The organism is Serratia sp. TSA_198.1 (genome assembly GCF_052686505.1).
In genome coordinates this window covers 2,005,054-2,029,971 of the sequence record NZ_JBQZFP010000001.1, presented here as the reverse complement: position 1 = coordinate 2,029,971, position 24,918 = coordinate 2,005,054, and the positions used below count along the sequence as shown (strand labels likewise).

Here is a 24,918-nt window from a genome sequence, read left to right as displayed (position 1 = left end):
AGCAAAAATGGGTTCGGCAAGCCGAACCCTCTCACTATGCTGAATGCGGCGTATTACCGCAATGCGTCGAGCGCCAGGTTCAATTTCAGCACGTTAACCACCGATTCGCCCATAAAGTTGGGGGTTGCCTGATCGGTGCTTTCGTCAATCAGCTTGGCGATCTGCTCCTGCGGCAATTGGCGCGCTGCGGCAACCCTGGCCAGTTGATATTGCGCCGCAGCGATGGAAATCTGCGGATCCAGCCCGCTGCCGGAGGCGGTCAGCAGATCGACCGGGATCGGGCCTTTCGCCGCCGGGTTGGCTTGACGCAACTGTGCCGCACGTTCGGCGATGGCTTTATCCAGCGCCGGGTTGGTGGCGGCCAGATTGCTGCCGGCGGACGCCATGGCATTATAGGCTGAATCACCGGTGGCTGAAGGGCGACCCCAGAAATACTCCGGTTTGGTAAAGTTTTGGCCGATCAGTGCCGACCCCACCACCTTGTCGCCCTGATACAACAGCGAGCCGTTTGCCGCGCCGGAAAACAGCAACTGCGACAGCCCGGTGGTCAACAGCGGATAGGCAATGCCGGTAATCAACGTCAGCAGAATCAGCATCACCAGCGAAGGACGTAAATATGACATGTTCATTTCCTCTTAATTCTTAACCGGCGATATGCAAGGCGACCAGAACCAGATCGATCAGTTTGATGCCGACAAAGGGCACCAGTAGGCCACCCACACCGTACATCCACAGGTTACGGCGCAGCAGCGCTGCGGCGCTCATTGGCTTATAGCTCACCCCTTTCAGCGCCAGCGGGATCAGGAACACGATCACCAGGGCGTTGAAAATGACCGCCGACATAATGGCGGAAGCGGGGGAGTGCAGGTGCATCACATTCAGCGCGTTCAACTGCGGATAGGTTGCCGCGAACGCCGCCGGGATAATGGCGAAATACTTCGCCACGTCGTTGGCGATACTGAAGGTGGTCAGCGAGCCGCGCGTCATCAGCATCTGTTTACCGATATGCACCACTTCAATCAGTTTGGTCGGGTTGGAGTCCAGATCGACCATGTTGCCCGCCTCTTTGGCGGCCTGGGTGCCCGAGTTCATCGCCACCGCCACGTCGGCCTGCGCCAGCGCCGGGGCATCGTTGGTGCCGTCGCCGGTCATCGCCACCAGCCGGCCTTCCGCCTGGTACTGGCGGATCAGCGCCAGTTTGGCTTCCGGCGTGGCTTCCGACAGGAAGTCATCCACACCGGCTTCGGCAGCGATCGCCGCAGCGGTCAAGGGGTTATCGCCGGTGATCATCACCGTTTTGATGCCCATTTTACGCAGCTCGGCGAAGCGCTCTTTAATACCGCCCTTGACGATATCTTTCAGCGCCACCACGCCCAACACCCGTGGCCCTTCGGCCACCACCAGCGGCGTACCGCCGGTGCGCGCTACACTAGCCACCAGATCGTCCACCGCCTGCGGGAAGTGGCCCTGATTGGATTCCACATGGCGGCGAATGGCATCCACCGCCCCTTTACGGATCATGCGGTCCTGCACGTTGACGCCGCTCATGCGCGTCTGAGCGGAGAAGGGCACGAAAGTGGCGTTCAGTGCCTGCAGGTCGCGCTCGCGCAGGTTAAAGCGCTGTTTGGCCAGCACCACAATGCTGCGGCCTTCCGGCGTTTCATCGGCCAGTGAGGACAACTGCGCCGCATCGGCCAGATCCTGTTCCTTCACGCCAGGTGCAGGCAGAAACTCGGAGGCCTGACGGTTGCCTAGCGTGATGGTGCCGGTTTTGTCCAGCAGCAGCACGTCGACGTCGCCGGCCGCTTCCACCGCACGGCCGCTGGTGGCGATCACGTTTGCGCCCAGCATCCGGCTCATCCCCGCCACGCCGATGGCAGACAGCAGGCCACCGATAGTCGTTGGGATCAGGCAGACCAGCAGCGCCACCAGTACGGTGATGCTGACGACTGACCCGCCCTTGGCGGCATCCACGCTGTATTGCGAGAACGGGAACAGCGTAGCGGTCGCCAGCACGAACACGATGGTCAGCGCCACCAGCAGAATGGTCAGTGCCACCTCATTCGGGGTTTTACGCCGCTTGGCGCCTTCCACCATGGCGATCATCCGATCGAGGAAGGTTTCGCCCGGGTTGACGCTGCACTGCACCACCAGCCAGTCGGACAGCACGCGGGTGCCGCCGGTCACTGACGAGAAGTCGCCGCCGGATTCGCGGATCACCGGCGCAGACTCACCGGTAATGGCGCTTTCATCTACTGACGCGCCGCCTTCCAGCACCTCACCGTCACAAGGGATGGTATCGCCGGCTTCCACCAGCACCACGTCACCCTTGCGCAGGCTCTCGGCGGACACTTTCTCGGTGGCGCCGTCACGGCGCGGCGCGGCCAGTTTCTTCGCCCAACTGGTTTTCTTGGTGCCCCTCAGGCTTTCTGCCTGCGCTTTGCTGCGCCCCTCGGCCAACGCTTCGGCAAAGTTGGCGAACAGTACGGTGAACCACAGCCACAGGGCGATACTGCCGGTAAAGGCGGCGCTGCCGTCGGTCTGTTTGGCCAGGATCGCCAGCCAGATGACGGTAGTCAAAATGCTGCCGATATACACCACGAACATCACCGGGTTACGCCATTGGGTGCGCGGATCCAATTTTTTCACCGCATCGATCAGCGCGGTACGGACCAATGCCGGTTCAAACAGTGCGCGTTGTTTGCGAGTCATTTCTTTATTCTCTCTCTATGACGTCTGTTAGTTTGCCAACCAGAGCTGCAGGTGCTCGGCCACCGGTCCCAGCGCCAACGCCGGTACGAAGGTTAATGCGCCTACCAGCAGCACGGTGCCGATCAGCAAGCCGATAAACAGCGGTCCGTAGGTCGGCAGGGTGCCGTTGCCCGCAGGCTGACGTTTTTTCGCGCACAGCGAACCGGCAATGGCCAGCACCGGCAGGATGACCCCGAAGCGGCCGACGAACATGGCGCATGCCAGCAGCAGGTTGTAGAACGGCGTGTTGACGCTCAAGCCGGCAAAGGCGCTGCCGTTGTTGTTGGCGGCGGAAGACAGGGCATACAGCACTTCGCTGAAGCCATGCGCGCCTGGGTTAAGGATGCCTGCACGGCCTGCGTCGGTGGCGATGGCCAGCGCCGTGCCCAGCAACACCAGGGTCGGCGTGACCAGGATCGCCAGCGCGGTCATTTTCATGTCATAGACGTCGATCTTTTTGCCCAGGTACTCCGGCGTGCGGCCGATCATCAGCCCGGCGATAAACACCGTCAGCAGCACGAACAGCAGCATGCCGTACAGGCCGGAGCCCACGCCGCCGAATACCACCTCGCCAATCTGCATCAGCCACATCGGCACCATGCCGCCCAACGCGGTGAAGGAGTCGTGCATCGCATTGACCGCACCGCAGGAGGCTGCGGTGGTCACCACCGAGAATAGGCTGGTGGCGAGAATGCCAAAGCGTGATTCCTTGCCTTCCATATTGATGTTGCTGTCGGCGCCCAGCGCGCTCAGATGCGGGTTACCGGCCAATTCGGCGAACATCACCACGATCACCGCCACCACGAAGATCAGCGCCATCGCCCAGATCAGCGCGTGTCCCTGACGGTTCTCACCGGCAACCTGACCGAAGGCAAAGCACAGCGCGCACGGGATCAGGAAGATCGCCAGCATCTGTACAAAGTTGGTCAGGACGGTCGGGTTCTCGAACGGATGCGCCGAGTTGGCGCCAAAGAAGCCGCCGCCGTTGGTGCCGAGCATCTTGATCGCTTCCTGCGAGGCTACCGGCCCCATCGGCAGCGTCTGCTGCGCGCCTTCCAGCGTAGTGGTGTGCAGATAAGGCAGGAAGTTTTGCAGCGTGCCCTGGCTGACGAAGAACAGCGCGATCAGCAGCGAAATCGGCAGCAATACGTACAGCGTCACGCGGAAAATGTCGATCCAGGCGTTACCTATGGTGGCGCTGGAACGGCGAGTGAAGGCACGGATCAGCGCAAAGGCCACTGCGATGCCGGTGGCGGCGGACAAGAAGTTTTGCACTGCCAGCCCGGCCATCTGGCTGAGGTAACTGAGGGCGCTTTCGCCGCTGTAAGCCTGCCAGTTGGTATTGGTGACAAAGCTGACGGCGGTATTGAACGCCAGATCCCACGACAACCCAGGGAAACCCTGCGGGTTAAGCGGCAGCGAGCCCTGGCCCATCAGAAGTGCGAACAGCAGTACCAGGCCAAGCAGGTTGAACCACAGGATCGCCAGCGCGTATTGCCACCAGTTCATCTCGGCGGTGTCATTGCCGCAGCAGCGCCAGACGGTGGCTTCCACCTGGCGCAGGGCGGGCAGCGGTTCGCCTTCGATCAGGCGTGCCAAAAAGCTGCCCAAAGGCCGGGCCAGCAGCACAAGCACCAGCAAGAAGCTGGCAATCAGTAAAAAGGCTGAAGCTGCCATCAGAAATCCTCCGCGTTGAACAGGGCATAAACCAGATAGCCCAACAGCAGCAGAACCAACAGCGCACCACCAATAACGCTGATACTCACAGGACACCTCCAGAGGTGTAGTTTTTGATACTGCGAGTGTAGGGAGGGCGGTAAAAAGAAGATGAAAAAATAGCGCTGGGCAGTGTAAAAAAAGTATAAAAATGGCTGAAATTACAGCGAAAAATGGCTTTTTAACGGCGGCTTTGTGAGCGGGTGGCGCGTTTCAGCCTGTGTTCTGCGCTGCCTGGGGAAGCGGTACGCGTAAACAGGCTGTAAATAACCATAATATAACCAATGGTTAGTTAGTTATTAACCTGGGTGTAACAAAATTACGGAATGGCGGATTTTTTTGCGATTTTTTGTACAATTTAGTGGTCGGATGAGTAGTAAACTTTCATCAGTTGCGCTAAAATTTTGTTCAGTTACCAAATTGTCGCATTTACATTGTCTACGCCAGCGCTGTTTTCAGAAAATCAACGGCCGGGCGTTTTCGAGGAGGTTCGCATGTCTACTTATCACGCTTATTCATTGCATCGGATTCTCCTGCGCCGCAGCGCAGTGATCCTGGCAGGGACTTTGGCTTTACCGGTTATGCTGTTCCGCAGCGACCGGGCACGTTTTTACAGCTATCTGCACCGCGTCTGGTCTAAAACCAGCGATAAGCCGGTCTGGCTGCAACAGGCGGAGCTGGCGTCCTGCGATTTCTACTGATCGCCGCCAGAGTCCCCTGAAACCCTCGCCTTGCGGCGGGGGTTTTTTTATGTGCGCAGCCTGCTCATTACGCAGCTAACTGTCGTTTCCCCGCGTGAATTCCTCTACACTTTTAGCATCGTCCAGGACTGTGGGAGCACATCATGAGTGACAAAATTCCGATCGGGATCAGCGCCTGCCTGTTGGGCGACGCGGTGCGTTTTGATGGCGGCCATAAACGCCTGGCCTTTGCGGTGGAGCAACTGGCGCCCTATGTGCGCTTTGAGTCGGTGTGCCCGGAAATGGCGATCGGTTTGCCCACCCCACGCCCGGCACTACGGTTGAGCAAACAACAACATCCGTCGCCGGTGATGCGCTACAGCAACGACGACAGCGTCGACGTGACCGACAAAATGCAGCGGTTTTCCGAGCAACGCGTCGCGGAACTGGGGCATTTGTGCGGCTATATCGTCTGCGCCAAGTCCCCGAGCTGCGGTATGGAGCGAGTGCGGGTTTACAGCGAAAACGGAAAAGAGTCGCGCAAAAACGGCGTCGGGCTATTCACGGCCGAACTGCTGTGCCAGATGCCCTGGCTGCCGGTAGAAGAAGACGGGCGGCTGAATGATGCCACCCTGCGGGAAAATTTTGTCGAGCGGGTTTACGCGCTGTATGAACTGAATATGTTGTGGCGCAAGGGGCTGACCCGTGGCGGACTGATCGCTTTCCACAGCCGTTATAAGCTTTCGCTGCTGGCGCATTCGCAGCCGGAATACCGCGAACTGGGCCGTTTTGTCGCCGATATCGAAAAGTGGGAGTCGCTCGAGGCATTCGCCATTGAATACCGCAGCCGCCTGATGAGGCTGTTGGCGCACAAGGCGACGCGCCGCAATCACACCAATGTGTTGATGCACGTGCAGGGGTATTTCCGCCGCCAGCTCAGCTCGGCTCAGCGGCAGGAGTTGGCGCAACTGATCGACCGCTATCGCCAGGGAATGCAGCCGCTGTTGGCGCCGATCACCCTGCTTAAACATTACATGGCCGAATACCCGGATCGCTATCTGGCCGATCAACGTTATTTCGAACCCTATCCCGAAGCGTTGCGTTTGCGTTACGGCCACTAACCGACAAGGAGTTTTATGGCCACGCATCTGGTCTGGCTACGTAACGATCTGCGTATAACCGACAACAAAGCGCTGCACGCCGCCTGTTGCGATCCCGCCGCCCGCGTGCTGGCGGTGTTTATCGCTACCCCTGGACAGTGGCGGCAGCATGAGATGGCACCGCGTCAGGCGGCATTTATTCATGCCAACCTGCAGCAGGTTCAGCAGGCGCTGGCGGATCGCGGTATCCCGCTGGTCTGCCATCAGTGCGATGATTTTTCCGCCGCTGTTGACTGGCTGGTGGCGTATTGCGCGCAAGAGCGGGTGAATGCGCTGTTTTATAACCGCCAGTACGAGATTAATGAACTAAAGCGTGATCAACAGGCGCAACGGCGTTTATCCGGGCAGGTGATTTGCCAAAGCTTCGATGACAGCCTGCTGTTACCGCCGGGCAGCGTACAAACCGGCGGCGGAGAGATGTACAAAATTTATACGCCGTTCCGTAAGGCTTTTATCCAACGGCTGACCGAATCCGACGTCCGTTCCTTGCCGGCGCCCAAACGTCGTGAAGGCGGCGCGTTGCCGGTGTCAGCTGCGCCGGCGGCGTTCGATTATCCGCAGGTTGAGGCGGGTGCAGATTTTCCCGCCGGGGAAGAGGCGGCGCTGCAGCGGCTGCGCGCTTTCTGCCGCGAGCAAGTGCAGGATTACCTGCAACAACGCGACTTTCCCGCTATTACCGGTACCAGCAGCCTGTCGCCGTATCTGGCGATTGGCGTACTGTCGCCGCGCCAATGCTTTAACCGCCTGCGCGCCGAATGCCCGCAGGTGCTGGAAAACAGCGACAGCGGCGCTTTTGGCTGGCTGAACGAATTGATCTGGCGCGAATTTTATCGGCATCTGATGGTGGCCTATCCTGCGTTATGCAGGCACCGTCCCTTTATCGAGTGGACGGATAGGGTACGCTGGAGGAATAACGACGCACTGTTGCTGGCCTGGCAGCAAGGTGCGACCGGCTACCCGATCGTCGATGCCGCCATGCGTCAGCTGAATAAAACCGGCTGGATGCATAACAGGTTACGCATGATCAGCGCCAGTTTTTTGGTGAAAGATCTGCTGATCGACTGGCGCGCCGGCGAACGCTATTTCATGTCGCAGCTGTTGGACGGCGATCTGGCGGCGAATAACGGCGGCTGGCAGTGGGCGGCCTCAACCGGCACCGACGCCGCGCCGTATTTCCGCATCTTTAACCCGACCACCCAGGGCGAACGTTTTGATCCGCAAGGCACTTTTATCCGTAAATGGTTGCCCGAGCTGGCGGATGTACCGGACAATGCTCTTCATCAGCCCCATCTCTGGGCGGAAAAACAGCAACGCATGCTGGATTATCCTTTGCCGATTGTCGATCACAAGCAGGCCCGGCTGGAGACGCTGGCGGCCTTTGAAGCGGCCAAGCGGGGGGAATATTAAGGCAACAGCAAGGAGCGAAAGAATGATGAACAAGGTGCTGGCCCTGTGCCTGAGCGGCTATTCAGCCCTGGCGCTGGCCGGCTTTGACGTGGTAGCACTTGGCGTTGACGGCGGCGTCAGCGACGGCAATCTGACATCCTATCTGATCCGCAGCGACAACCAGCCGCAGTACCTGGCGCTCGATGCCGGTTCACTGTTGCCGGGCATTGCCAAAGGGCTGGAAAAAGGCAGTTTCCCGCAGGTGACCCCCGAACTGGCGGCGCCTTATACCCCTCAGGGTTACGTGTTCCGGCAACTGATCGGTGGTTACTTTATCAGTCACGGTCATCTGGACCACGTGGCCGGGCTGATTATCGGTTCGCCGGAGGACGGCAAGAAAAATATTTATGCCCAGGCCGATACCATCCTGACCTTGCGCAATCATTACTTTAACTGGAAGGCTTGGCCGAACTTCACCGACGCCGGTAACGGATCGCGGCTGGGCACCTATCGGTTGCAAACGGTGCGGCCGCAGCAGCGCTTTACCCTGGGCGTCACCGGCCTGAGCGGCGTGATGTATCCGCTCAGCCACGATCGTTATTCCTCCTCGATGCTGCTGGTGTCCGATCGCAGCGGCTCCTTCGCCTATTTCGGCGACACCGGGCCGGATGCGCTCGAGCAGTCGCGCAATCTGGATACCGCCTGGCGCGCGCTGGGGCCGTTAATTGAACAGAAAAAGCTGAAGGGGATGATTATTGAAACCTCTTACCCCAATGGCGTTGAAGATAAAAACCTGTACGGCCACCTGACGCCGGCGTGGCTGTTGAAAGAGCTGAAAAGTCTGGCTCAGTACAGCGGCGGCGAAGGCTCGCTGAAGGGTTTTCCGGTCGTGATCAGCCATATCAAACCCAGCCTGAAGCAGGGCGAAGACGTGCGCGCTACCATTAAACAGCAGTTGGATCAGGGCAACGATCTGGGCGTGAAGTTTATCCTGATGGCACAGGGCGATCGGCAAACATTTTGAATTGAAGAGAGAAGATTATGCGTAACCTCGATCTGGAAAATTTGATCAACAGCGAACTGAACAGCGCCGCGTTTCAGGACTATGCGCCGAATGGCCTGCAGGTAGAAGGGCGGCCGCATGTGAAACGCATCGTCACCGGCGTGACCGCCTGTCAGGCGCTGCTGGATGCGGCGGTGGAGCAGCAGGCGGACGCCATCCTGGTGCATCACGGGTATTTCTGGAAAAACGAAGCGCCGGCGGTGCGCGGCATGAAACGCAATCGGCTGAAAACGCTGCTGACCAATGACATCAACCTGTACGGTTATCATCTGCCGCTGGATGCCCACCCGGTGCTGGGCAACAACGCGCAACTGGCGCACCTGCTTGGCATTCGCGTTATCGGTGAAGTGGAACCGCTGGTGCCGCACGGCGAGTTTGAACAACCGCTGACCGGCGCTGAGTTGCAGCAGCGCATTGAGAGCCGACTGGGCCGTGCAGTGCTGCACTGTGGCGATAACGCGCCGGCGCACATTCGTCGCGTGGCCTGGTGTACCGGCGGCGGCCAGGGTTTCATCGATAGCGCGGCGCGTTTCGGTGTGGACGCCTTTATCAGCGGCGAGGTATCGGAACAAACCATCCACACTGCACGGGAAATGGGCATTCACTTCTTCGCTGCCGGTCATCACGCCACTGAGCGTGGCGGTGTGAAGGCGCTGGGGGAATGGCTGGCGCAGCATCATGGTTTTAACGTGACCTTTATCGATATCCCGAACCCCGCCTGATTTTTCCTCAGGATCTGGCCCGGCCTGCGCGCCGGCCGGATCCTTTTTGCGCCTTAATTCCTTATTTTTTCAATGGTTGCGTTCTATTGACAGCCGGAGCTGCGTCACGCATAACTGGTGTGTTTTTCATCGCGGTAATTAAGGAGAATCAGGTGCAACGACAACGAGCGCGTTATTACCTGTTGGGGGAAAGAGCCGTAGTGCTTGAACTGTCGCCGCCGATGACGCTGCCGAGCCAGCAGCGGATCTGGGCGCTGGCCGAAATATTTAATCATCATCCTGATGTGCTTGAAGTGGTGCCGGGAATGAACAATCTTACGCTGTTGCTCAATACGCCACAGGCAGACGCCGAAGCGATGTTGGCGCAGCTGCAGCAGGGCTGGGACAGCGAGGAAAGTCTGATGCCGCCATCGCGCCAGGTGGACATTCCGGTGATCTACGGCGGCGAATATGGGCCTGATCTGGACGCGGTGGCGCACCACACCGGCATGACGCCGCAGCAGGTGGTGGAATGCCATTCTTCGGCGGCCTATGTGGTTTATTTCCTTGGCTTTCAGCCGGGTTTTTCTTATATGGGCGGCATGCCGGAAAAATTGGCGACGCCGCGCCGCGCCGAACCGCGTCTGGCGGTGGCAGCAGGCTCCATTGGCATCGGCGGCAGCCAGACCGGCATTTATCCGCTGGTCACCCCTGGGGGCTGGCAGTTGATTGGCCGCACGCCGCTGTCGTTATTCAACCCTTATGACATGCCGCCGACGCTGCTGCGCCCCGGCGATAACGTGCGCTTCGTGCCGCAGAAGGAGGGCGTATGTTGAAGATCCTGCGTGCGGGCATTTACACCACGGTACAGGATGCGGGCCGTCACGGTTTCCGCCATCTGGGCGTTAGCCAGGGCGGTGCGCTTGACCTGCCGGCGTTGAAAATCGCCAACCTGTTGGTGGGGAATTCACCAGGTGATGCCGGGCTGGAAATCACCCTTGGCCAATTCAGCGCCGAATTCACCCAGTCAGGGTGGATCGCGCTGACCGGGGCAGGTTGCGATGCAAAACTGGACGAAAAACCGCTGTGGACCGGCTGGCGTTACCTGGTTAAAGCGGGCCAGCAGCTGGTCATGAACATGCCTAAACGCGGCATGCGCAGCTATTTGGCGATTTCCGGCGGCATCACCGTGCCCGAAATGCTCGGCTCGCGTAGCACGGATATCAAAGCTGCCTTTGGCGGGCTGGAAGGGCGCAACCTGAAAGACGGCGACAGCCTGCCGTTGGGCAAGCCGGTTTCCGTGCCGCAAAACAGCTGTGGCGTTAAGCAACTGTTGTTCAATAATCGCATCCGCGCCTTGCCGGGACCGGAGTATGCCGAGTTCAGCCCCGAGGCGCAGGAGGCTTTCTGGCGTACCGCCTGGCAGCTCAGCCCGCAGAGTAACCGCATGGGATATCGCCTGCACGGCAGCAATGCGCTGGGCCGCACCACCGACCGCGAAATGCTGTCGCACGGCCTGCTGCCGGGCGTGGTGCAGGTGCCGCATAACGGCCAGCCGATCGTGCTGATGGCCGATGCGCAAACTACCGGCGGTTACCCGCGCATTGCCTGCGTGATCGAGGCCGATCTCTACCATTTGGCGCAGATCCGTCTGGGCGAGGCTATCCACTTTGTTCCCTGTACTCTGGTGGAGGCGCAACGCGCCAAGGCCGAGCAGGATCGCTTTATCCAACAAATTGCCTGGGGGTTAGATGCTCGTTGATCTGAACGCCGATCTCGGCGAAGGTTGTGCCAACGACGAGGCGCTGTTGCAACTGGTCAGTTCGGCCAATATTGCCTGCGGTTTTCACGCCGGCGATGCACAAACCCTGCGTCAGTCGGTCCGTTGGGCGCTGCAATATGGTGTGGCTATAGGCGCGCACCCCAGTTTCCCCGATCGCGAGAATTTTGGCCGTACCCGCATGCAACTGCCGCCGGAAACGGTGTATGCACAGGTGGTGTATCAACTGGGCGCGGTGGCGGCGATGGCCCGTGCCGAAGGCGGGGTGATGGTGCATGTGAAGCCGCACGGCATGTTGTACAACCAGGCAGCGGTTGAGCCGGCTTTGGCTGAGGCCATCGCCCGGGCGGTGAAGGCGGTCGATCCCGCTCTGCGGCTGGTGGGGTTGGCGGGCAGCGAGCTTATTCGCGCCGGAGAGAAACTGGGGTTGGCGACGCGGCAGGAAGTGTTCGCCGATCGCGGTTATCAGGCCGATGGCACGCTGGTGCCGCGCGGTCAGCCGGGTGCGCTGATCACCAGCGACGAACTGGCGCTGGAGCAAACGCTGGAAATGGTGCGCCATCATCGGGTGCGCACGCAGGACGGCACCTGGGCGGCGGTGCAGGCGGAAACCGTCTGTTTGCACGGCGACGGTGAACATGCGTTGAGTTTCGCCCGCACGCTGCGCGAACGTTTCGCCGTAGAGGGCATTAGCGTCAGCGCAGATTAAGAGCAGTACACAACATCACTTCTAAAAAACGATTGGAAACTACCGAGGGACGATCATGGAACAGGCCATTAATCTCTGGCCATTGATTGGCATTGTCGCCATCGTGGTTGGATTTGTTTTGCGTTTCAACCCAGTGCTGGTGGTGATTGCCGCCGGCATCATTACCGGGTTGGCGGCGTTGATGCCGCTGGACGTCATTCTGGAAAAACTGGGTGAAGGCTTCCTCAGTACCCGGAATCTGCCGCTGATCCTGCTGTTGCCGCTGGCGGTAATAGGTCTGCTGGAACGTCACGGGCTGAAAGAGCGCGCGCAGGCGTGGATCGCCAAGATCAAGAGCGCCACTGCAGGGCGGTTGTTGATCGTCTATCTGTTTGTGCGTGAAATCACCGCCGCCATGGGGCTGACCAGCCTGGGGGGCCACCCGCAAATGGTGCGTCCGCTGCTGGCGCCGATGGCGGAAGGGGCAACCGAAAATCGCTACGGCGAGTTGCCGGAACGCACGCGGCATCGCCTGCGTGCCATGTCTGCCGCCACCGATAACGTCGGGCTGTTCTTTGGCGAGGACATCTTCGTGGCCTTTGGTGCGATCATCTTCATGCATAATTTTATGCTGGAGTCAGGCGGTATCCAGACCGAGCCGTTGCATATCGCTTTATGGGGCATTCCGACCGCCATTTTCGCTTTCCTGATCCATGCCTTCCGGCTTTACCGGATGGACAAACAGCTCAGCGCCGAGCTGGCGCAGCTTAACCAGGCGGCGTTGCGGGCCAAAGGAGATGCTCAATGAGTTTCCAACAACAATATCTCTACTGGCTGGCCGGTGCGGTGCTGTTGATCGTGGCGGTGATGTCGTTCCGCGATCGTGCCAACCCGCGCCGCATCACCACCGGCCTGTTCTGGGCGCTGTACGGCCTGGTGTTCCTGGTGGGCGACTGGACCTACAGTCTGCTGGGCGATGTATTGGGCGAGGGCAGCAATGAGAAACGCATGTTGCATATCATCGTCGGCGTAGTGGTAATAGTGATGGCATTGATCGCCGGTTTCGGCGGCATGCGGCTTGGCCGCTACCATCAGCGTACTCCGCAACAGCGTGAGGAAAGTGCCAAGCGGTTGGGCAATCGACTGTTTATTCCTGCATTGGCGATCCCGGTGGTGACGGTGACAGGCGTGTTGCTGTTCAACAATATTCCGGCTCTGCAGAAGGCGGTGTTCGGCAGCGGCAATCACGCCACGTTGATTACGCTGTTCTCGATGGCGCTGGGTGTGGTACTGGGCGGCATTATTGCGGTGCGAATGACTCGCGAAACCCTTTCGCAGCCGATACAGGAAGCGCGTCGTCTGTTGGATTCGGTCGGCTGGGCGTTTATTTTGCCGCAGATTCTGGCCACGCTGGGGTTGCTGTTCACTGCCGCCGGCGTCGGCACCGCGATTTCCCATCTGACCCAGGAATACCTGGCGGTCGACAATCGCTTTATCGCCGTGGCGGTTTACGCCATCGGCATGGCGATGCTGACCATGGTGATGGGTAACGCCTTCGCCGCCTTCCCGATCGTCACTGCCGGCATCGGCATCCCGATCCTGGTGCTGCAGCACGGCGGTAATCCGGCAGTCATGGCGGCAATCGGCATGTTTTCCGGTTATTGCGGCACGCTGATGACGCCAATGGCTGCTAACTTTAATATTGTGCCGGCGGCGTTGCTGGAATTGCCGGACAAGAATGCGGTGATCAAAGCGCAGGTGCCTACCGGGGCGCTGTTGCTGTTGGTGAACGTGTTCCTGCTTTATTTCCTGATGTTCCCGTAGGAGAACTCATGCAAAAGGTATTAATTACGGGCTTTGAGCCCTTTGGCGGAGAACGCGTTAATCCTTCGTGGGAAGTGGTAAAGCAACTGAACGACAGGGAGTTTGTTGGCACGCGCATCATTGCGCGCCAGCTGCCCTGCGTGTTTGGCGTAGCGCTCGAGGTGCTGAACGCGGCGATTGATGAGGTAAAGCCGGTGATGGTACTGGCCATCGGCCAGGCCGGAGGACGCACCGATATCACTATAGAGCGGGTAGCGATCAACGTCGATGATGCGCGCATTCCTGATAATCAGGGCCGGCAGCCGATCGACGAACCTATCCTTGAAGCCGGGCCGGCGGCCTATTTCAGCACCTTGCCGATAAAGGCGATGGTCAACTCGATGCGTGAAGCCGGCATACCCGCTTCGGTATCGCAAACCGCCGGGACCTACGTCTGCAACCACGTGATGTACGGCCTGTTGCACCGGTTAAACGGCCAGCAAGAGATTAAGGGTGGGTTTATTCATATTCCTTATCTGCCGGAGCAGGCTGCCGCCCACCCTGGCGCACCCAGCATGGCGTCGCAGACGGTGCTGTTCGCTCTGGAGTTGGCTATCTCCATCGCGTTGCAGGTGGAGCACGATCTGAAAGTGGTGGGCGGCGCGACGCATTAATCGTGTTTTCTATGGGCCTCTCGCTGCGGAGGTCCGGCTAATTCAGGAGTTGCAATATGCCGGAAGGACCGGAAATTCGCCGGGCGGCGGATGCGCTGGCTGCGGCGGTGATCGACCAGCCGCTGACGGAAGTGGGTTTCGCTTTTCCCCAGCTTAAACATTACCGCGATCGGTTAATCGGTGAACGTATCATTGCTATCGAGCCACGCGGCAAGGCACTGCTGACCCACTTTTCTAACGGGCTGACGATGTACAGCCACAACCAGTTGTATGGCGTGTGGAAAGTGGCAAAAGCGGGAGAAGCGCCGGATACCAGGCGTGACTTGCGTGTGCGGCTGGAAACGGCGCAGCGGGCAATTCTGTTGTACAGCGCTTCGGAGATTACCCTTGGGCCGCGTGAAGAGATAGAGCAGCACCCATTTTTACAGCGAATTGGCCCCGACGTGTTGGACATGACGCTGACAGTGGCGGCTGTAGAACAACGGCTGCTGTCGCCGGCGTTTCGTCGCAGACAACTGGGGGGCATGTTGCTCGACCAGGCTTTTCTCGCGGGTTTGGGCAACTATCTGCGTGCCGAAATTCTCTGGCAGGCAGAGCTGGCACCTCAACATAAGCCACAGGATCTGGAGCCTGACGTTTTACAGCGATTGGCGGAGGTTCTGCTGGCTGTGCCTCGCCTGTCTTACCAGACGCGCGGACGGGTGGATGAGAACCGTCATCATGGCGCACTGTTCAGCTTTAAGGTTTTCCATCGCAGCGGTGAGCCTTGTGAGCGCTGCGGCGCGATGATTGTCAGAACCCAACTGTCGTCACGGCCGTTTTATTGGTGCCCCGGTTGCCAAAAGTAGCAAAAAAAACGCCGCCCGATCGGGCGGCGCTGTGCTGCTTTATGTAGGGTAAAGCGGCGTTATTTGTTTTTCAGCTGGGATTTGAAATCACGTTCGGCATAGCCGGTATACAGCTGACGCGGACGGGCAATTTTGATGCCTTCGTCATGCATTTCGTTCCAGTGTGCAATCCAGCCGATGGTACGGGCGATGGCAAAAATAACGGTGAACATGGAAGAAGGGATACCCATCGCTTTCAGGATGATGCCTGAGTAGAAGTCGACGTTCGGGTACAGTTTCTTCTCGATGAAGTACGGGTCGTTCAGCGCGATGTGTTCCAGCTCCATCGCCACTTCCAACAGGTTGTCGTCCTTCTTGTTCAGTTCTTTCAGCACTTCGTGACAGGTTTCACGCATCACTGTGGCGCGCGGATCGTAGTTCTTGTACACGCGGTGGCCGAAGCCCATCAGACGGAACGAATCGTTCTTGTCTTTCGCGCGCTTGATGAACTCTGGGATGTGCTCAACGGTTTTGATCTCTTCGAGCATCTTCAGTGCGGCTTCGTTGGCACCGCCGTGCGCCGGCCCCCACAGGGAGGCGATACCGGCCGCAATACAGGCAAACGGGTTAGCGCCCGAAGAACCTGCGGTACGTACGGTAGACGTGGAGGCGTTTTGCTCGTGGTCGGCGTGCAGGATCAGGATGCGATCCATTGCGCGTTCCAGCACTGGGTTCACCACGTACTCTTCACACGGGGTAGCGAACATCATGTGCAGGAAGTTGCCAGCGTAGGACAGATCGTTACGTGGATAAACGAACGGCTGGCCCAGGGAATATTTGTAACACATCGCCGCCACGGTAGGCATTTTGGACAGCAGGCGGAACGCGGTGATCTCGCGGTGGCGCTCGTTGTTCACATCCAGCGCGTCGTGGTAGAACGCCGCCAGCGCCCCGGTCACGCCGCACAGCACCGCCATAGGGTGCGAGTCGCGACGGAAGCCACGGAACAGATGGGTAATCTGGTCGTGGATCATGGTGTGGCGGGTTACGGTGGTTTTGAAGGTCTCGAATTCTTCTGCGGTCGGGGTCTCGCCGTACAGCAAGATGTAGCACACTTCCAGGTAGGAAGACTCTTTCGCCAGCTGTTCGATCGGGAAACCGCGGTGCAGCAGCACGCCTTTGTCACCGTCGATAAAGGTGATTTTGGATTCGCAGGAAGCGGTAGAAGTAAAGCCGGGATCAAATGTGAAATAACCTTTGGAGCCCAGAGCGCGGACATCGAGGACATCGGGGCCCAGTGTCGGGGATAATACGCCCAGTTCGATCGGAGCTTCACCATTGTTAATGGTTAGCGTCGCTTTCTTATCAGTCATTTACTGTCTCCTTAGCGCCTTATTTTAAAAACCTCTAACAACTGAAATACCTTAATTCTCCGCAGGTTGCCCGCAAAAAATGGAGCGGACGCTAACTCTGTGAGCGACTGCGCAATTGCGCGGGTAGGGTACAGAGTGCTAACCAGGCGAACGAGGCGGGTGACCAGTTGTTAACGATTCATCGGAATTCGTTATATTCTGTTAATCGTACCTACGACGTGTTCGGGGGTTTTATGAACCTATCCCAATAAGCTGTTTTATCTGCCTTATTTGCTTTTACCTGCGGTGATTTGTTGCAAACATGACCGGCAAAAACGGCTATTGGGATAGGTTCTGCCAAATACACTGTTGCATATCTTGAACACTGGGGGAAGTGTATCCGCTGACCTATAGCGCATCATAGGACCGTTTGTGCCCCTATATGTAATGGAAATGTTGATCTCTTGTCAAATCAGATAATTAATTTTGTGCCAATTGTGAAATTCGTGATGTAAATCACTGTTCGGGGGAAATGTTACCAAACAGATTGTATGGGAATTGTAATCAGAATGTGATCCTCCTATACTGCCGCCAGGTCTCCGGATTACCCTGAAGTAGGAGCACCCAGCGTTATAAATGCGCACCGTTTAAGCTCAGAGGATGTTGAGGTTTAAGCGTGTGACGTGTAAGGGTTTTGGCTCTTAACGCTGTCTGATCCCCGCCCAGGTCCGGAGGAAGGAAAATAATAAGAGCTGTGTGGGCAAAAACGTGAAAAAACAAAGACCTGTCAACCTGGATCTGCAAACGATTCAGTTTCCCGTAACTGCGATAGCGTCCATCTTACACCGAGTCTCTGGCGTAATTACCTTCGTTGCCGTGGGTATCCTCCTCTGGCTGCTGGGCCTGTCTCTCTCTTCCCAAGAGGGTTTCATGCAGGCTGCTGCCATCATGAATAGCTTCGTTGTCAAATTCATATTCTGGGGCATCCTCACGGCGCTGGCCTATCACATTTGCGGTGGCATCCGTCACTTGTTAATGGATTTTGGCTATATCGAAGAGAGTTTAGCCGCCGGTACCCGTTCCGCCCAGGTGGCGATCGGTCTGACCGTCGTGCTGTCAGTTCTGGCTGGAGTCCTCGTATGGTAAACAATGTTTCTGCATTAGGGCGCAACGGCGTACACGACTGGTTGTTACTGCGTGCTTCCGCTATCGTCATCACCCTGTACGTGCTGTATATCCTGGGCTTCTTCGTCACGGCTCCGGATCTCACCTATGAAATCTGGCGCGGCTTCTTCGCCACCTCTATTACGAAAGTGTTCACGCTGCTGACGCTGCTGTCGATTTTGGTTCACGCCTGGGTCGGTTTGTGGCAGGTGTTGACGGACTACGTCAAACCGCTGGCAGTGCGTCTGGTGTTGCAACTGGCAATCGTTGTCGTGTTGCTGGTCTATTTGCTGTACGGAACAATCGTAGTGTGGGGTGTGTAAATGAAACTGCCGGTCAGAGAGTTTGATGCTGTAGTTATCGGTGCTGGTGGCGCAGGTATGCGCGCGGCACTGCAGATTTCTCAAGCGGGCTCCACGTGCGCCCTGATATCCAAAGTATTCCCGACCCGTTCCCATACCGTGTCTGCACAGGGCGGCATTACCGTAGCCCTGGGCAATAACCACGCAGATAACTGGGAATGGCATATGTATGACACGGTGAAAGGTTCCGATTACATCGGTGACCAGGACGCCATCGAATATATGTGTAAAACCGGCCCGGAAGCGGTTCTGGAGCTGGAACACATGGGGCTGCCGTTCTCCCGTACCGATGAAGGCCGCATCTATCAGCGTCCGTTCGGCGGCCAGTCACTGAACTTTGGTGGCGAGCAGGCGGCACGCACCGCGGCGGCGGCGGACCGTACCGGTCACGCCCTGTTGCACACCCTGTATCAACAGAATCTGAAAAACCACACCACCATTTTCTCCGAGTGGTATGCGCTGGATCTGGTGAAAAACCAGGATGGCGCGGTGGTCGGCACCACGGCTATCTGTATCGAAACCGGTGAAGTGGTGTACTTCAAAGCCAAAGCTACCGTACTGGCGACCGGCGGTGCAGGCCGTATTTACCAGTCCACCACCAATGCGCATATCAACACCGGTGACGGTGTCGGCATGGCGTTGCGCGCCGGCGTGCCGGTGCAGGACATGGAAATGTGGCAGTTCCACCCGACCGGCATCGCCGGTGCTGGGGTATTGGTGACCGAAGGTTGCCGTGGTGAAGGCGGTTACCTGCTGAACAAACACGGCGAGCGTTTCATGGAGCGCTATGCGCCGAACGCCAAAGACCTGGCGGGCCGTGATGTCGTTGCCCGTTCGATCATGATTGAAATCCGCGAAGGCCGCGGCTGTGACGGTCCGTGGGGGCCACACGTCAAGCTGAAGCTGGATCACCTGGGTAAAGAGGTACTGGAATCCCGTCTGCCGGGCATTCTGGAACTGTCGCGCACTTTCGCACACGTCGATCCGGTAAAAGAGCCGATCCCGGTGATCCCGACCTGTCACTACATGATGGGCGGCATACCGACCAAGGTGACCGGCCAGGCACTGACCGTGAACGAGAAAGGCGAAGATGTGGTGATCCCGGGTCTGTTTGCCGTGGGCGAAATCGCCTGCGTATCGGTACACGGCGCCAACCGCCTGGGTGGTAACTCGCTGCTGGATCTGGTGGTATTCGGTCGTGCTGCCGGTATGCATTTACAGGAATCTCTGGCGGAGCAGGGCGAGAGCCGTGACGCCAGCGAATCGGATGTGGATGCGTCGCTGGAGCGCCTGAACCGCTGGAACAACACCCGTTCGGGTGAAGATCCGGTTGAAATTCGCAAGGCGCTGCAAGCCTGTATGCAGCACAACTTCTCGGTATTCCGTGAAGGTGATGCCATGGCGAAAGGGCTGGAAGAGTTGAAAGAGATCCGTGAACGTCTGAAGAACGCACGCCTGGACGATACCTCCAGCGAATTCAACACCCAGCGCATCGAATGCCTGGAGTTGGATAACCTGATGGAGACTGCGTTTTCCACCGCCGTGTCGGCCAACTTCCGTACCGAGAGCCGCGGGGCGCACAGCCGCTTCGACTTCCCGGATCGCGATGACGCCAACTGGCTGTGCCATTCGCTGTATCAGCCGCAATCGGAAAGCATGACGCGTCGTGAAGTGAACATGCAACCGAAGCTGCGCCCGGCATTCCCACCGAAAGTGCGTTCCTACTGATCGCGGAGATCGATTGATGAAACTCGAATTCTCAATATATCGCTATAACCCGGATGTTGATGATGCTCCGCATATGCAGGATTACACCCTGGAAGCGGAAGACGGCCGGGACATGATGCTGCTGGATGCGTTAATCCAGTTGAAAGAGAAAGATCCGACCCTGTCGTTCCGCCGTTCGTGCCGTGAAGGCGTGTGCGGTTCCGATGGCCTGAACATGAACGGCAAGAACGGCCTGGCATGCATCACCCCCATCTCGGCGTTGCGCAAAGGCAACAACAAGATTGTGATCCGTCCTCTGCCGGGTTTGCCGGTGGTGCGGGATCTGGTGGTTGATATGGGCCAGTTCTATACCCAGTATGAAAAGATCAAGCCTTACCTGCAGAACGACGGCAAGAATCCTCCGGCGCGCGAACACCTGCAATCGCCGGAACAACGGGCTAAACTGGATGGTCTGTATGAATGCATCCTGTGCGCCTGTTGTTCGACGTCTTGCCCATCGTTCTGGTGGAATCCTGACAAGTTCGTAGGGCCTGCTGGCCTGTTGGCGGCGTACCGCTTCCTGATCGACAGCCGTGACACGGAAACACAAGAACGTTTAGACGATCTGGACGACGCTTTCAGTGTTTTCCGCTGCCATAGCATTATGAATTGTGTCAGTGTATGCCCTAAAGGCTTGAACCCGACGCGTGCGATCGGTCATATCAAGTCCATGCTGCTGCAACGCGGCGCATAAGCGCAATGAGATGCTGCGCCGGGCTGGTTCCGGCGCACATCGCAAAGGAGGGAGCCTCTAAAAACTGACCCGCGGCTGCGGCGCTATGCAGCCTGGTTCGTCCGCCGGTTTTTAGAGGTTCCTTGTAAGGGACCGCAAGGTCCATAACAAAACGTATCAGGCCTTATTAGGGTCATAAGATATGTCGAGTGAACCGTTTCTACGGCAAACCGTATCCATCACGGTAATTATGTTAACCACGGCGAAAACTAAAGCTTCAAAGCTTAAGGGATCATGATGCAGAACGGCGCAATGAAGGCCTGGCTGGATTCCTCCTATCTGGCGGGCGCGAACCAGTCTTACATAGAACAGCTCTATGAAGACTTCTTAACCGATCCGGGTTCCGTTGAAGATAGCTGGCGTTCCATTTTTCAACAGCTACCAACCGCGGGTGTTAAACCCGATCAGCTTCACTCTCAAACGCGTGACTACTTCCGCCGCCTGGCGAAAGACTCTGCGCGTTACAATACCACCATCAACGATCCAGACACCGACGCCAAACAGGTCAAGGTACTGCAGCTGATCAACGCCTTCCGTTTCCGCGGACATCAGCATGCCAATCTCGATCCGCTCGGCCTGTGGCAGCAAGAGACCGTTGCTGACCTCGATCCCGCTTACCACAATCTGACCGACGCCGACTTCCAGGAAACCTTCAACGTGGGTTCTTTTGCCATCGGCAAAGAAACCATGAAGTTGGGCGACCTGTATGCTGCGCTGAAGCAGACTTACTGCGGTTCGATCGGTGCGGAATACATGCATATCACCAATACCGAAGAGAAACGCTGGATCCAACAGCGCATCGAATCGGTAGCGGGGCGCGCCAGCTTTACTAACGAAGAGAAACGCCGTTTCCTGAATGAGCTGACCGCAGCGGAAGGCCTGGAACGCTATCTCGGCGCTAAATTCCCGGGAGCGAAACGCTTCTCTCTGGAAGGCGGCGATGCGCTGGTGCCCATGCTGAAAGAGATGGTTCGCCATGCCGGCAAAAACGGCACGCGCGAAGTGGTGCTGGGTATGGCTCACCGCGGCCGTCTGAACGTGTTGATCAACGTGCTGGGTAAAAAGCCCGCCGACCTGTTCGACGAGTTTGCCGGCAAGCATAAAGAACACCTCGGTACCGGTGACGTAAAATATCACCAGGGCTTCTCCTCCGACGTCGAAACCGAAGGCGGCATGGTTCACCTGGCGCTGGCGTTCAACCCGTCGCACCTGGAGATCGTCAGCCCGGTGGTTATGGGCTCCGTACGTGCCCGCCGCGATCGTCTGGACGAAGCGCGCAGCAACATGGTGCTGCCAATCACCATCCACGGTGATGCCGCCATTACCGGCCAGGGCGTGGTTCAGGAAACCCTGAACATGTCGCAGGCTCGCGGTTACGAAGTGGGCGGCACGGTGCGTATCGTCATCAACAACCAGGTTGGTTTCACCACCTCCAACCCGCTGGATGCGCGCTCGACCCAATACTGTACCGATATCGCCAAAATGGTTCAGTCGCCGATCTTCCACGTCAATGCTGACGATCCGGAAGCGGTGGCGTTTGTTACCCGTCTGGCGTTGGATTTCCGTAACACCTTCAAACGCGATGTGATGATCGATCTGGTCTGCTACCGTCGTCATGGGCATAACGAGGCCGACGAGCCAAGTGCAACCCAGCCGGTGATGTACCAGAAGATCAAAAAACACCCGACGCCGCGCAAGCTTTATGCTGACGTTCTTACCGAACAGAAAGTCGCGAGCCTGGAAGATGCCACGGAAATGGTCAACCTGTATCGCGATGCGCTCGATCGCGGCGATTGCGTGGTTGAAGAATGGCGTCCGATGAATCTGCATTCCTTTACCTGGTCGCCGTACCTGAACCACGAGTGGGACGAAGAGTACCCAAGCAAGGTTGAGATGAAACGCTTGCAGGAACTGGCTCGTCGCATCAGCACCGTACCGGAAGCGATCGAAATGCAGTCCCGCGTAGCGAAAATCTACGGTGACCGTGCAGAGATGGCCGCAGGCAACAAAGCGTTCGACTGGGGTGCGGCTGAAACGCTGGCCTACGCCACTATGGTCGATGAAGGCATTCCGATTCGTATCTCCGGTGAAGATGCCGGGCGCGGGACCTTCTTCCACCGTCATGCGGTGGTGCATAACCAGAAAAACGGTTCGGTCTACGTTCCGCTGGCAAATGTGCACAGTGGGCAGGGCGAGTTTAAAGTCTGGGATTCCGTGCTGTCTGAAGAGGCGGTGTTGGCGTTCGAATACGGCTACGCCACTGCGGAACCGCGCACCCTGACCATCTGGGAAGCGCAGTTCGGTGACTTCGCCAACGGCGCTCAGGTCGTGATCGACCAGTTCATCAGCTCCGGCGAGCAGAAATGGGGCCGTATGTGTGGCCTGGTGATGCTGCTGCCGCACGGTTACGAAGGCCAGGGTCCGGAGCACTCCTCCGCGCGTCTGGAACGTTACCTGCAGCTGTGTGCGGAACAAAATATGCAGGTGTGCATCCCGTCCACCCCGGCGCAGGTTTACCATATGCTGCGTCGTCAGGCGCTGCGCGGTATGCGCCGTCCGTTGGTGGTGATGTCACCGAAATCCCTGCTGCGTCACCCGCTGGCGATTTCTTCTCTGGAAGAACTGGCTAACGGCACCTTCCTGCCGGCTATCGGCGAGATCGACGAGCTGGATCCGAAAGAGGTCAAACGCGTGGTGATGTGCTCCGGTAAGGTCTATTACGATCTGCTGGAACAGCGCCGCAAGAACGACCAGAAAGACGTGGCCATCGTACGTATCGAGCAGTTGTATCCGTTCCCGCACCAGGCCGTTCAGGCCGTGCTGGAGAAGTATGCTCACGTGCATGATTTCGTCTGGTGCCAGGAAGAGCCGCTGAACCAGGGCGCCTGGTACTGCAGCCAACACAATTTCCGTGAAGTCGTGCCGTTCGGGGCTTCTTTACGTTACGCCGGACGTCCAGCCTCCGCCTCTCCGGCGGTCGGTTATATGTCCGTACACCAGAAGCAGCAACAGGCTCTGGTTAATGACGCGCTGAATATTGAATAAAGATTAAGGGAAAGCTAAATGAGTAGCGTAGATATTCTGGTTCCTGACCTTCCTGAATCGGTTGCCGATGCGACCGTAGCCACCTGGCACAAGAAACCAGGCGACAGCGTCCAGCGTGACGAAGTTCTGGTTGAAATCGAAACTGACAAAGTTGTGTTGGAAGTGCCGGCCAGCGAAGCAGGTATTCTTGATGCGATCGTGGAAGAAGAGGGCGCAACCGTGCTTTCTCGCCAGATCCTCGGCCGTATTCGCCCGGGCAACAGCTCTGGCAAGCCGACCGAAGAGAAGAGCCAGGCTAAAGAAGCCACTCCGGCCCAGCGCGCAACCGCCAGCCTGGAAGAAGAGAGCAACGATGCACTCAGCCCGGCGATCCGCCGTCTGATTGCTGAACACGATCTCGACGCTGCAGCCATCAAAGGCAGCGGCGTGGGTGGCCGCATCACTCGCGAAGACGTGGAAGCGCATCTGGCTAACGGCAAGAAAGCCGACAAGCCGGCCGCAGCCGCAGCCGCAGTTGAAGCCGCACCGCAGCCTGCCCTGAGCAACCGCAGCGAAAAACGCGTGCCGATGACCCGTCTGCGCAAGCGCGTGGCCGAGCGTCTGTTGGAAGCGAAGAACAGCACTGCGATGTTGACTACCTTCAATGAAATCAACATGCAGCCGATCATGGATCTGCGCAAGCAGTACGGTGAAGCCTTCGAAAAACGCCACGGTGTACGTCTGGGCTTCATGTCCTTCTACATCAAGGCGGTGGTTGAAGCGCTGAAACGCTTCCCGGAAGTGAACGCTTCCATTGACGGTACTGATGTGGTCTACCACAACTATTTCGATATCAGCATTGCGGTATCTACCCCACGCGGCCTGGTGACCCCGGTACTGCGCGATGTAGACAGCATGAGCATGGCGGACATCGAGAAGAAAATCAAAGAGCTGGCGGTCAAAGGCCGTGACGGCAAATTGACCGTGGAAGAACTGACCGGCGGTAACTTCACCATTACCAACGGTGGCGTATTCGGTTCACTGATGTCTACCCCGATCATCAACCCACCGCAGAGCGCCATCCTGGGCATGCACGCCATTAAAGATCGCCCAATGGCGGTGAATGGCCAGGTTGTGATCCAGCCAATGATGTATCTGGCACTTTCTTACGATCACCGCCTGATCGACGGCAAAGAGTCCGTTGGTTACCTGGTGACGGTGAAAGAGATGCTGGAAGATCCGGCTCGTTTGCTGCTGGACGTATAACCCTGATGGGCGCGGTACGCC

Annotated in this window: 23 protein-coding genes; 18 read left to right on the top strand and 5 right to left on the bottom strand. The window is 57.9% G+C overall.

What is annotated here, in order from left to right:
* Positions 1–53: 53 nt before the first annotated feature.
* Genes kdpC through ACUTSW_RS09715 form a run of 4 tightly spaced genes read right to left on the bottom strand, consistent with a single transcriptional unit; the run spans position 54 to position 4,517 of the window.
* Positions 54–623: a potassium-transporting ATPase subunit KdpC gene (gene kdpC, locus ACUTSW_RS09730; RefSeq protein ID WP_006324099.1), complete on the bottom strand. Its 570-nt coding sequence runs from the start codon at positions 621–623 to the stop codon at positions 54–56.
* A 19-nt stretch (positions 624–642) separates the two neighbouring features.
* Positions 643–2,712 (bottom strand): potassium-transporting ATPase subunit KdpB, encoded by a 2,070-nt coding sequence (kdpB, locus tag ACUTSW_RS09725; protein WP_062869933.1) that lies wholly within the window; start codon positions 2,710–2,712, stop codon positions 643–645.
* Between the two features lie 27 nt (positions 2,713–2,739).
* Positions 2,740–4,428: a potassium-transporting ATPase subunit KdpA gene (kdpA, locus tag ACUTSW_RS09720; RefSeq protein ID WP_166728372.1), complete on the bottom strand. Its 1,689-nt coding sequence runs from the start codon at positions 4,426–4,428 to the stop codon at positions 2,740–2,742.
* On the bottom strand, positions 4,428–4,517 hold the full coding sequence (locus ACUTSW_RS09715; RefSeq protein ID WP_004949718.1) for a K(+)-transporting ATPase subunit F: 90 nt from the start codon (positions 4,515–4,517) through the stop codon (positions 4,428–4,430). The genes kdpA and ACUTSW_RS09715 overlap by 1 nt, the downstream gene beginning before the upstream one ends.
* A 444-nt stretch (positions 4,518–4,961) precedes the next feature.
* On the opposite strand from ACUTSW_RS09715, the gene ACUTSW_RS09710 reads away from it, so the two are divergent.
* From ACUTSW_RS09710 to nei, 12 genes are all read left to right on the top strand, one after another.
* A complete protein-coding gene (locus ACUTSW_RS09710; RefSeq protein ID WP_004949720.1) occupies positions 4,962–5,168 on the top strand; it encodes a YbfA family protein in 207 nt (68 codons plus the stop codon).
* Positions 5,169–5,311: 143 nt separating this feature from the next.
* Entirely contained in the window at positions 5,312–6,268 is a 957-nt protein-coding gene (locus tag ACUTSW_RS09705; RefSeq protein ID WP_445584279.1) for a YbgA family protein, read from the top strand.
* A gap of 15 nt (positions 6,269–6,283) precedes the next feature.
* Positions 6,284–7,714 (top strand): deoxyribodipyrimidine photo-lyase, encoded by a 1,431-nt coding sequence (phrB, locus tag ACUTSW_RS09700; RefSeq protein WP_445584278.1) that lies wholly within the window; start codon positions 6,284–6,286, stop codon positions 7,712–7,714.
* A 22-nt stretch (positions 7,715–7,736) separates the two neighbouring features.
* Positions 7,737–8,717, top strand: a complete 981-nt coding sequence (locus ACUTSW_RS09695) for an MBL fold metallo-hydrolase (RefSeq protein WP_445584277.1) — start codon at positions 7,737–7,739, stop codon at positions 8,715–8,717.
* A 17-nt stretch (positions 8,718–8,734) separates the two neighbouring features.
* Positions 8,735–9,478: a type 2 GTP cyclohydrolase I gene (locus ACUTSW_RS09690; protein ID WP_445584276.1), complete on the top strand. Its 744-nt coding sequence runs from the start codon at positions 8,735–8,737 to the stop codon at positions 9,476–9,478.
* A 152-nt stretch (positions 9,479–9,630) separates the two neighbouring features.
* Positions 9,631–10,293, top strand: coding sequence for a 5-oxoprolinase subunit PxpB (gene pxpB, locus ACUTSW_RS09685; protein WP_445584275.1), 663 nt, complete (start codon positions 9,631–9,633; stop codon positions 10,291–10,293).
* Positions 10,287–11,219, top strand: coding sequence for a 5-oxoprolinase subunit PxpC (gene pxpC / locus ACUTSW_RS09680; protein ID WP_445584274.1), 933 nt, complete (start codon positions 10,287–10,289; stop codon positions 11,217–11,219). The genes pxpB and pxpC overlap by 7 nt, the downstream gene beginning before the upstream one ends.
* The gene (pxpA, locus tag ACUTSW_RS09675) at positions 11,209–11,946 is read left to right on the top strand and encodes a 5-oxoprolinase subunit PxpA (RefSeq protein ID WP_062869940.1); all 738 of its coding nucleotides are present in this window, start codon (positions 11,209–11,211) and stop codon (positions 11,944–11,946) included. Before pxpC ends, pxpA begins: the two co-directional genes overlap by 11 nt.
* Before the next feature lie 55 nt (positions 11,947–12,001).
* Positions 12,002–12,733, top strand: a complete 732-nt coding sequence (locus ACUTSW_RS09670; protein ID WP_445584273.1) for a DUF969 domain-containing protein — start codon at positions 12,002–12,004, stop codon at positions 12,731–12,733.
* Positions 12,730–13,749 (top strand): DUF979 domain-containing protein, encoded by a 1,020-nt coding sequence (locus ACUTSW_RS09665; protein ID WP_445584272.1) that lies wholly within the window; start codon positions 12,730–12,732, stop codon positions 13,747–13,749. Before ACUTSW_RS09670 ends, ACUTSW_RS09665 begins: the two co-directional genes overlap by 4 nt.
* Before the next feature lie 8 nt (positions 13,750–13,757).
* Positions 13,758–14,402, top strand: coding sequence for a pyroglutamyl-peptidase I (pcp, locus tag ACUTSW_RS09660; protein WP_004949741.1), 645 nt, complete (start codon positions 13,758–13,760; stop codon positions 14,400–14,402).
* Between the two features lie 56 nt (positions 14,403–14,458).
* On the top strand, positions 14,459–15,250 hold the full coding sequence (gene nei, locus ACUTSW_RS09655; protein WP_445584271.1) for an endonuclease VIII: 792 nt from the start codon (positions 14,459–14,461) through the stop codon (positions 15,248–15,250).
* A 59-nt stretch (positions 15,251–15,309) separates the two neighbouring features.
* Here nei and ACUTSW_RS09650 read toward each other — a convergent pair whose 3' ends face one another.
* Positions 15,310–16,602: a citrate synthase gene (locus ACUTSW_RS09650; protein ID WP_445584270.1), complete on the bottom strand. Its 1,293-nt coding sequence runs from the start codon at positions 16,600–16,602 to the stop codon at positions 15,310–15,312.
* A 735-nt stretch (positions 16,603–17,337) separates the two neighbouring features.
* On the opposite strand from ACUTSW_RS09650, the gene sdhC reads away from it, so the two are divergent.
* From sdhC to odhB, 6 genes are all read left to right on the top strand, one after another.
* On the top strand, positions 17,338–17,727 hold the full coding sequence (gene sdhC / locus ACUTSW_RS09645) for a succinate dehydrogenase cytochrome b556 subunit (protein WP_004949747.1): 390 nt from the start codon (positions 17,338–17,340) through the stop codon (positions 17,725–17,727).
* Complete coding sequence (gene sdhD, locus ACUTSW_RS09640) at positions 17,721–18,068, top strand: succinate dehydrogenase membrane anchor subunit (protein ID WP_004949748.1); 348 nt, start codon at positions 17,721–17,723, stop codon at positions 18,066–18,068. Before sdhC ends, sdhD begins: the two co-directional genes overlap by 7 nt.
* Entirely contained in the window at positions 18,069–19,835 is a 1,767-nt protein-coding gene (sdhA, locus tag ACUTSW_RS09635) for a succinate dehydrogenase flavoprotein subunit (protein WP_062869946.1), read from the top strand. It abuts the gene before it with no gap.
* Positions 19,836–19,851: 16 nt separating this feature from the next.
* A complete protein-coding gene (locus tag ACUTSW_RS09630) occupies positions 19,852–20,568 on the top strand; it encodes a succinate dehydrogenase iron-sulfur subunit (RefSeq protein WP_063202493.1) in 717 nt (238 codons plus the stop codon).
* Between the two features lie 276 nt (positions 20,569–20,844).
* Positions 20,845–23,652 (top strand): 2-oxoglutarate dehydrogenase E1 component, encoded by a 2,808-nt coding sequence (sucA, locus tag ACUTSW_RS09625; protein ID WP_004949754.1) that lies wholly within the window; start codon positions 20,845–20,847, stop codon positions 23,650–23,652.
* A gap of 18 nt (positions 23,653–23,670) precedes the next feature.
* Positions 23,671–24,897, top strand: a complete 1,227-nt coding sequence (odhB, locus tag ACUTSW_RS09620) for a 2-oxoglutarate dehydrogenase complex dihydrolipoyllysine-residue succinyltransferase (RefSeq protein ID WP_445584269.1) — start codon at positions 23,671–23,673, stop codon at positions 24,895–24,897.
* Positions 24,898–24,918 lie beyond the last annotated feature (21 nt).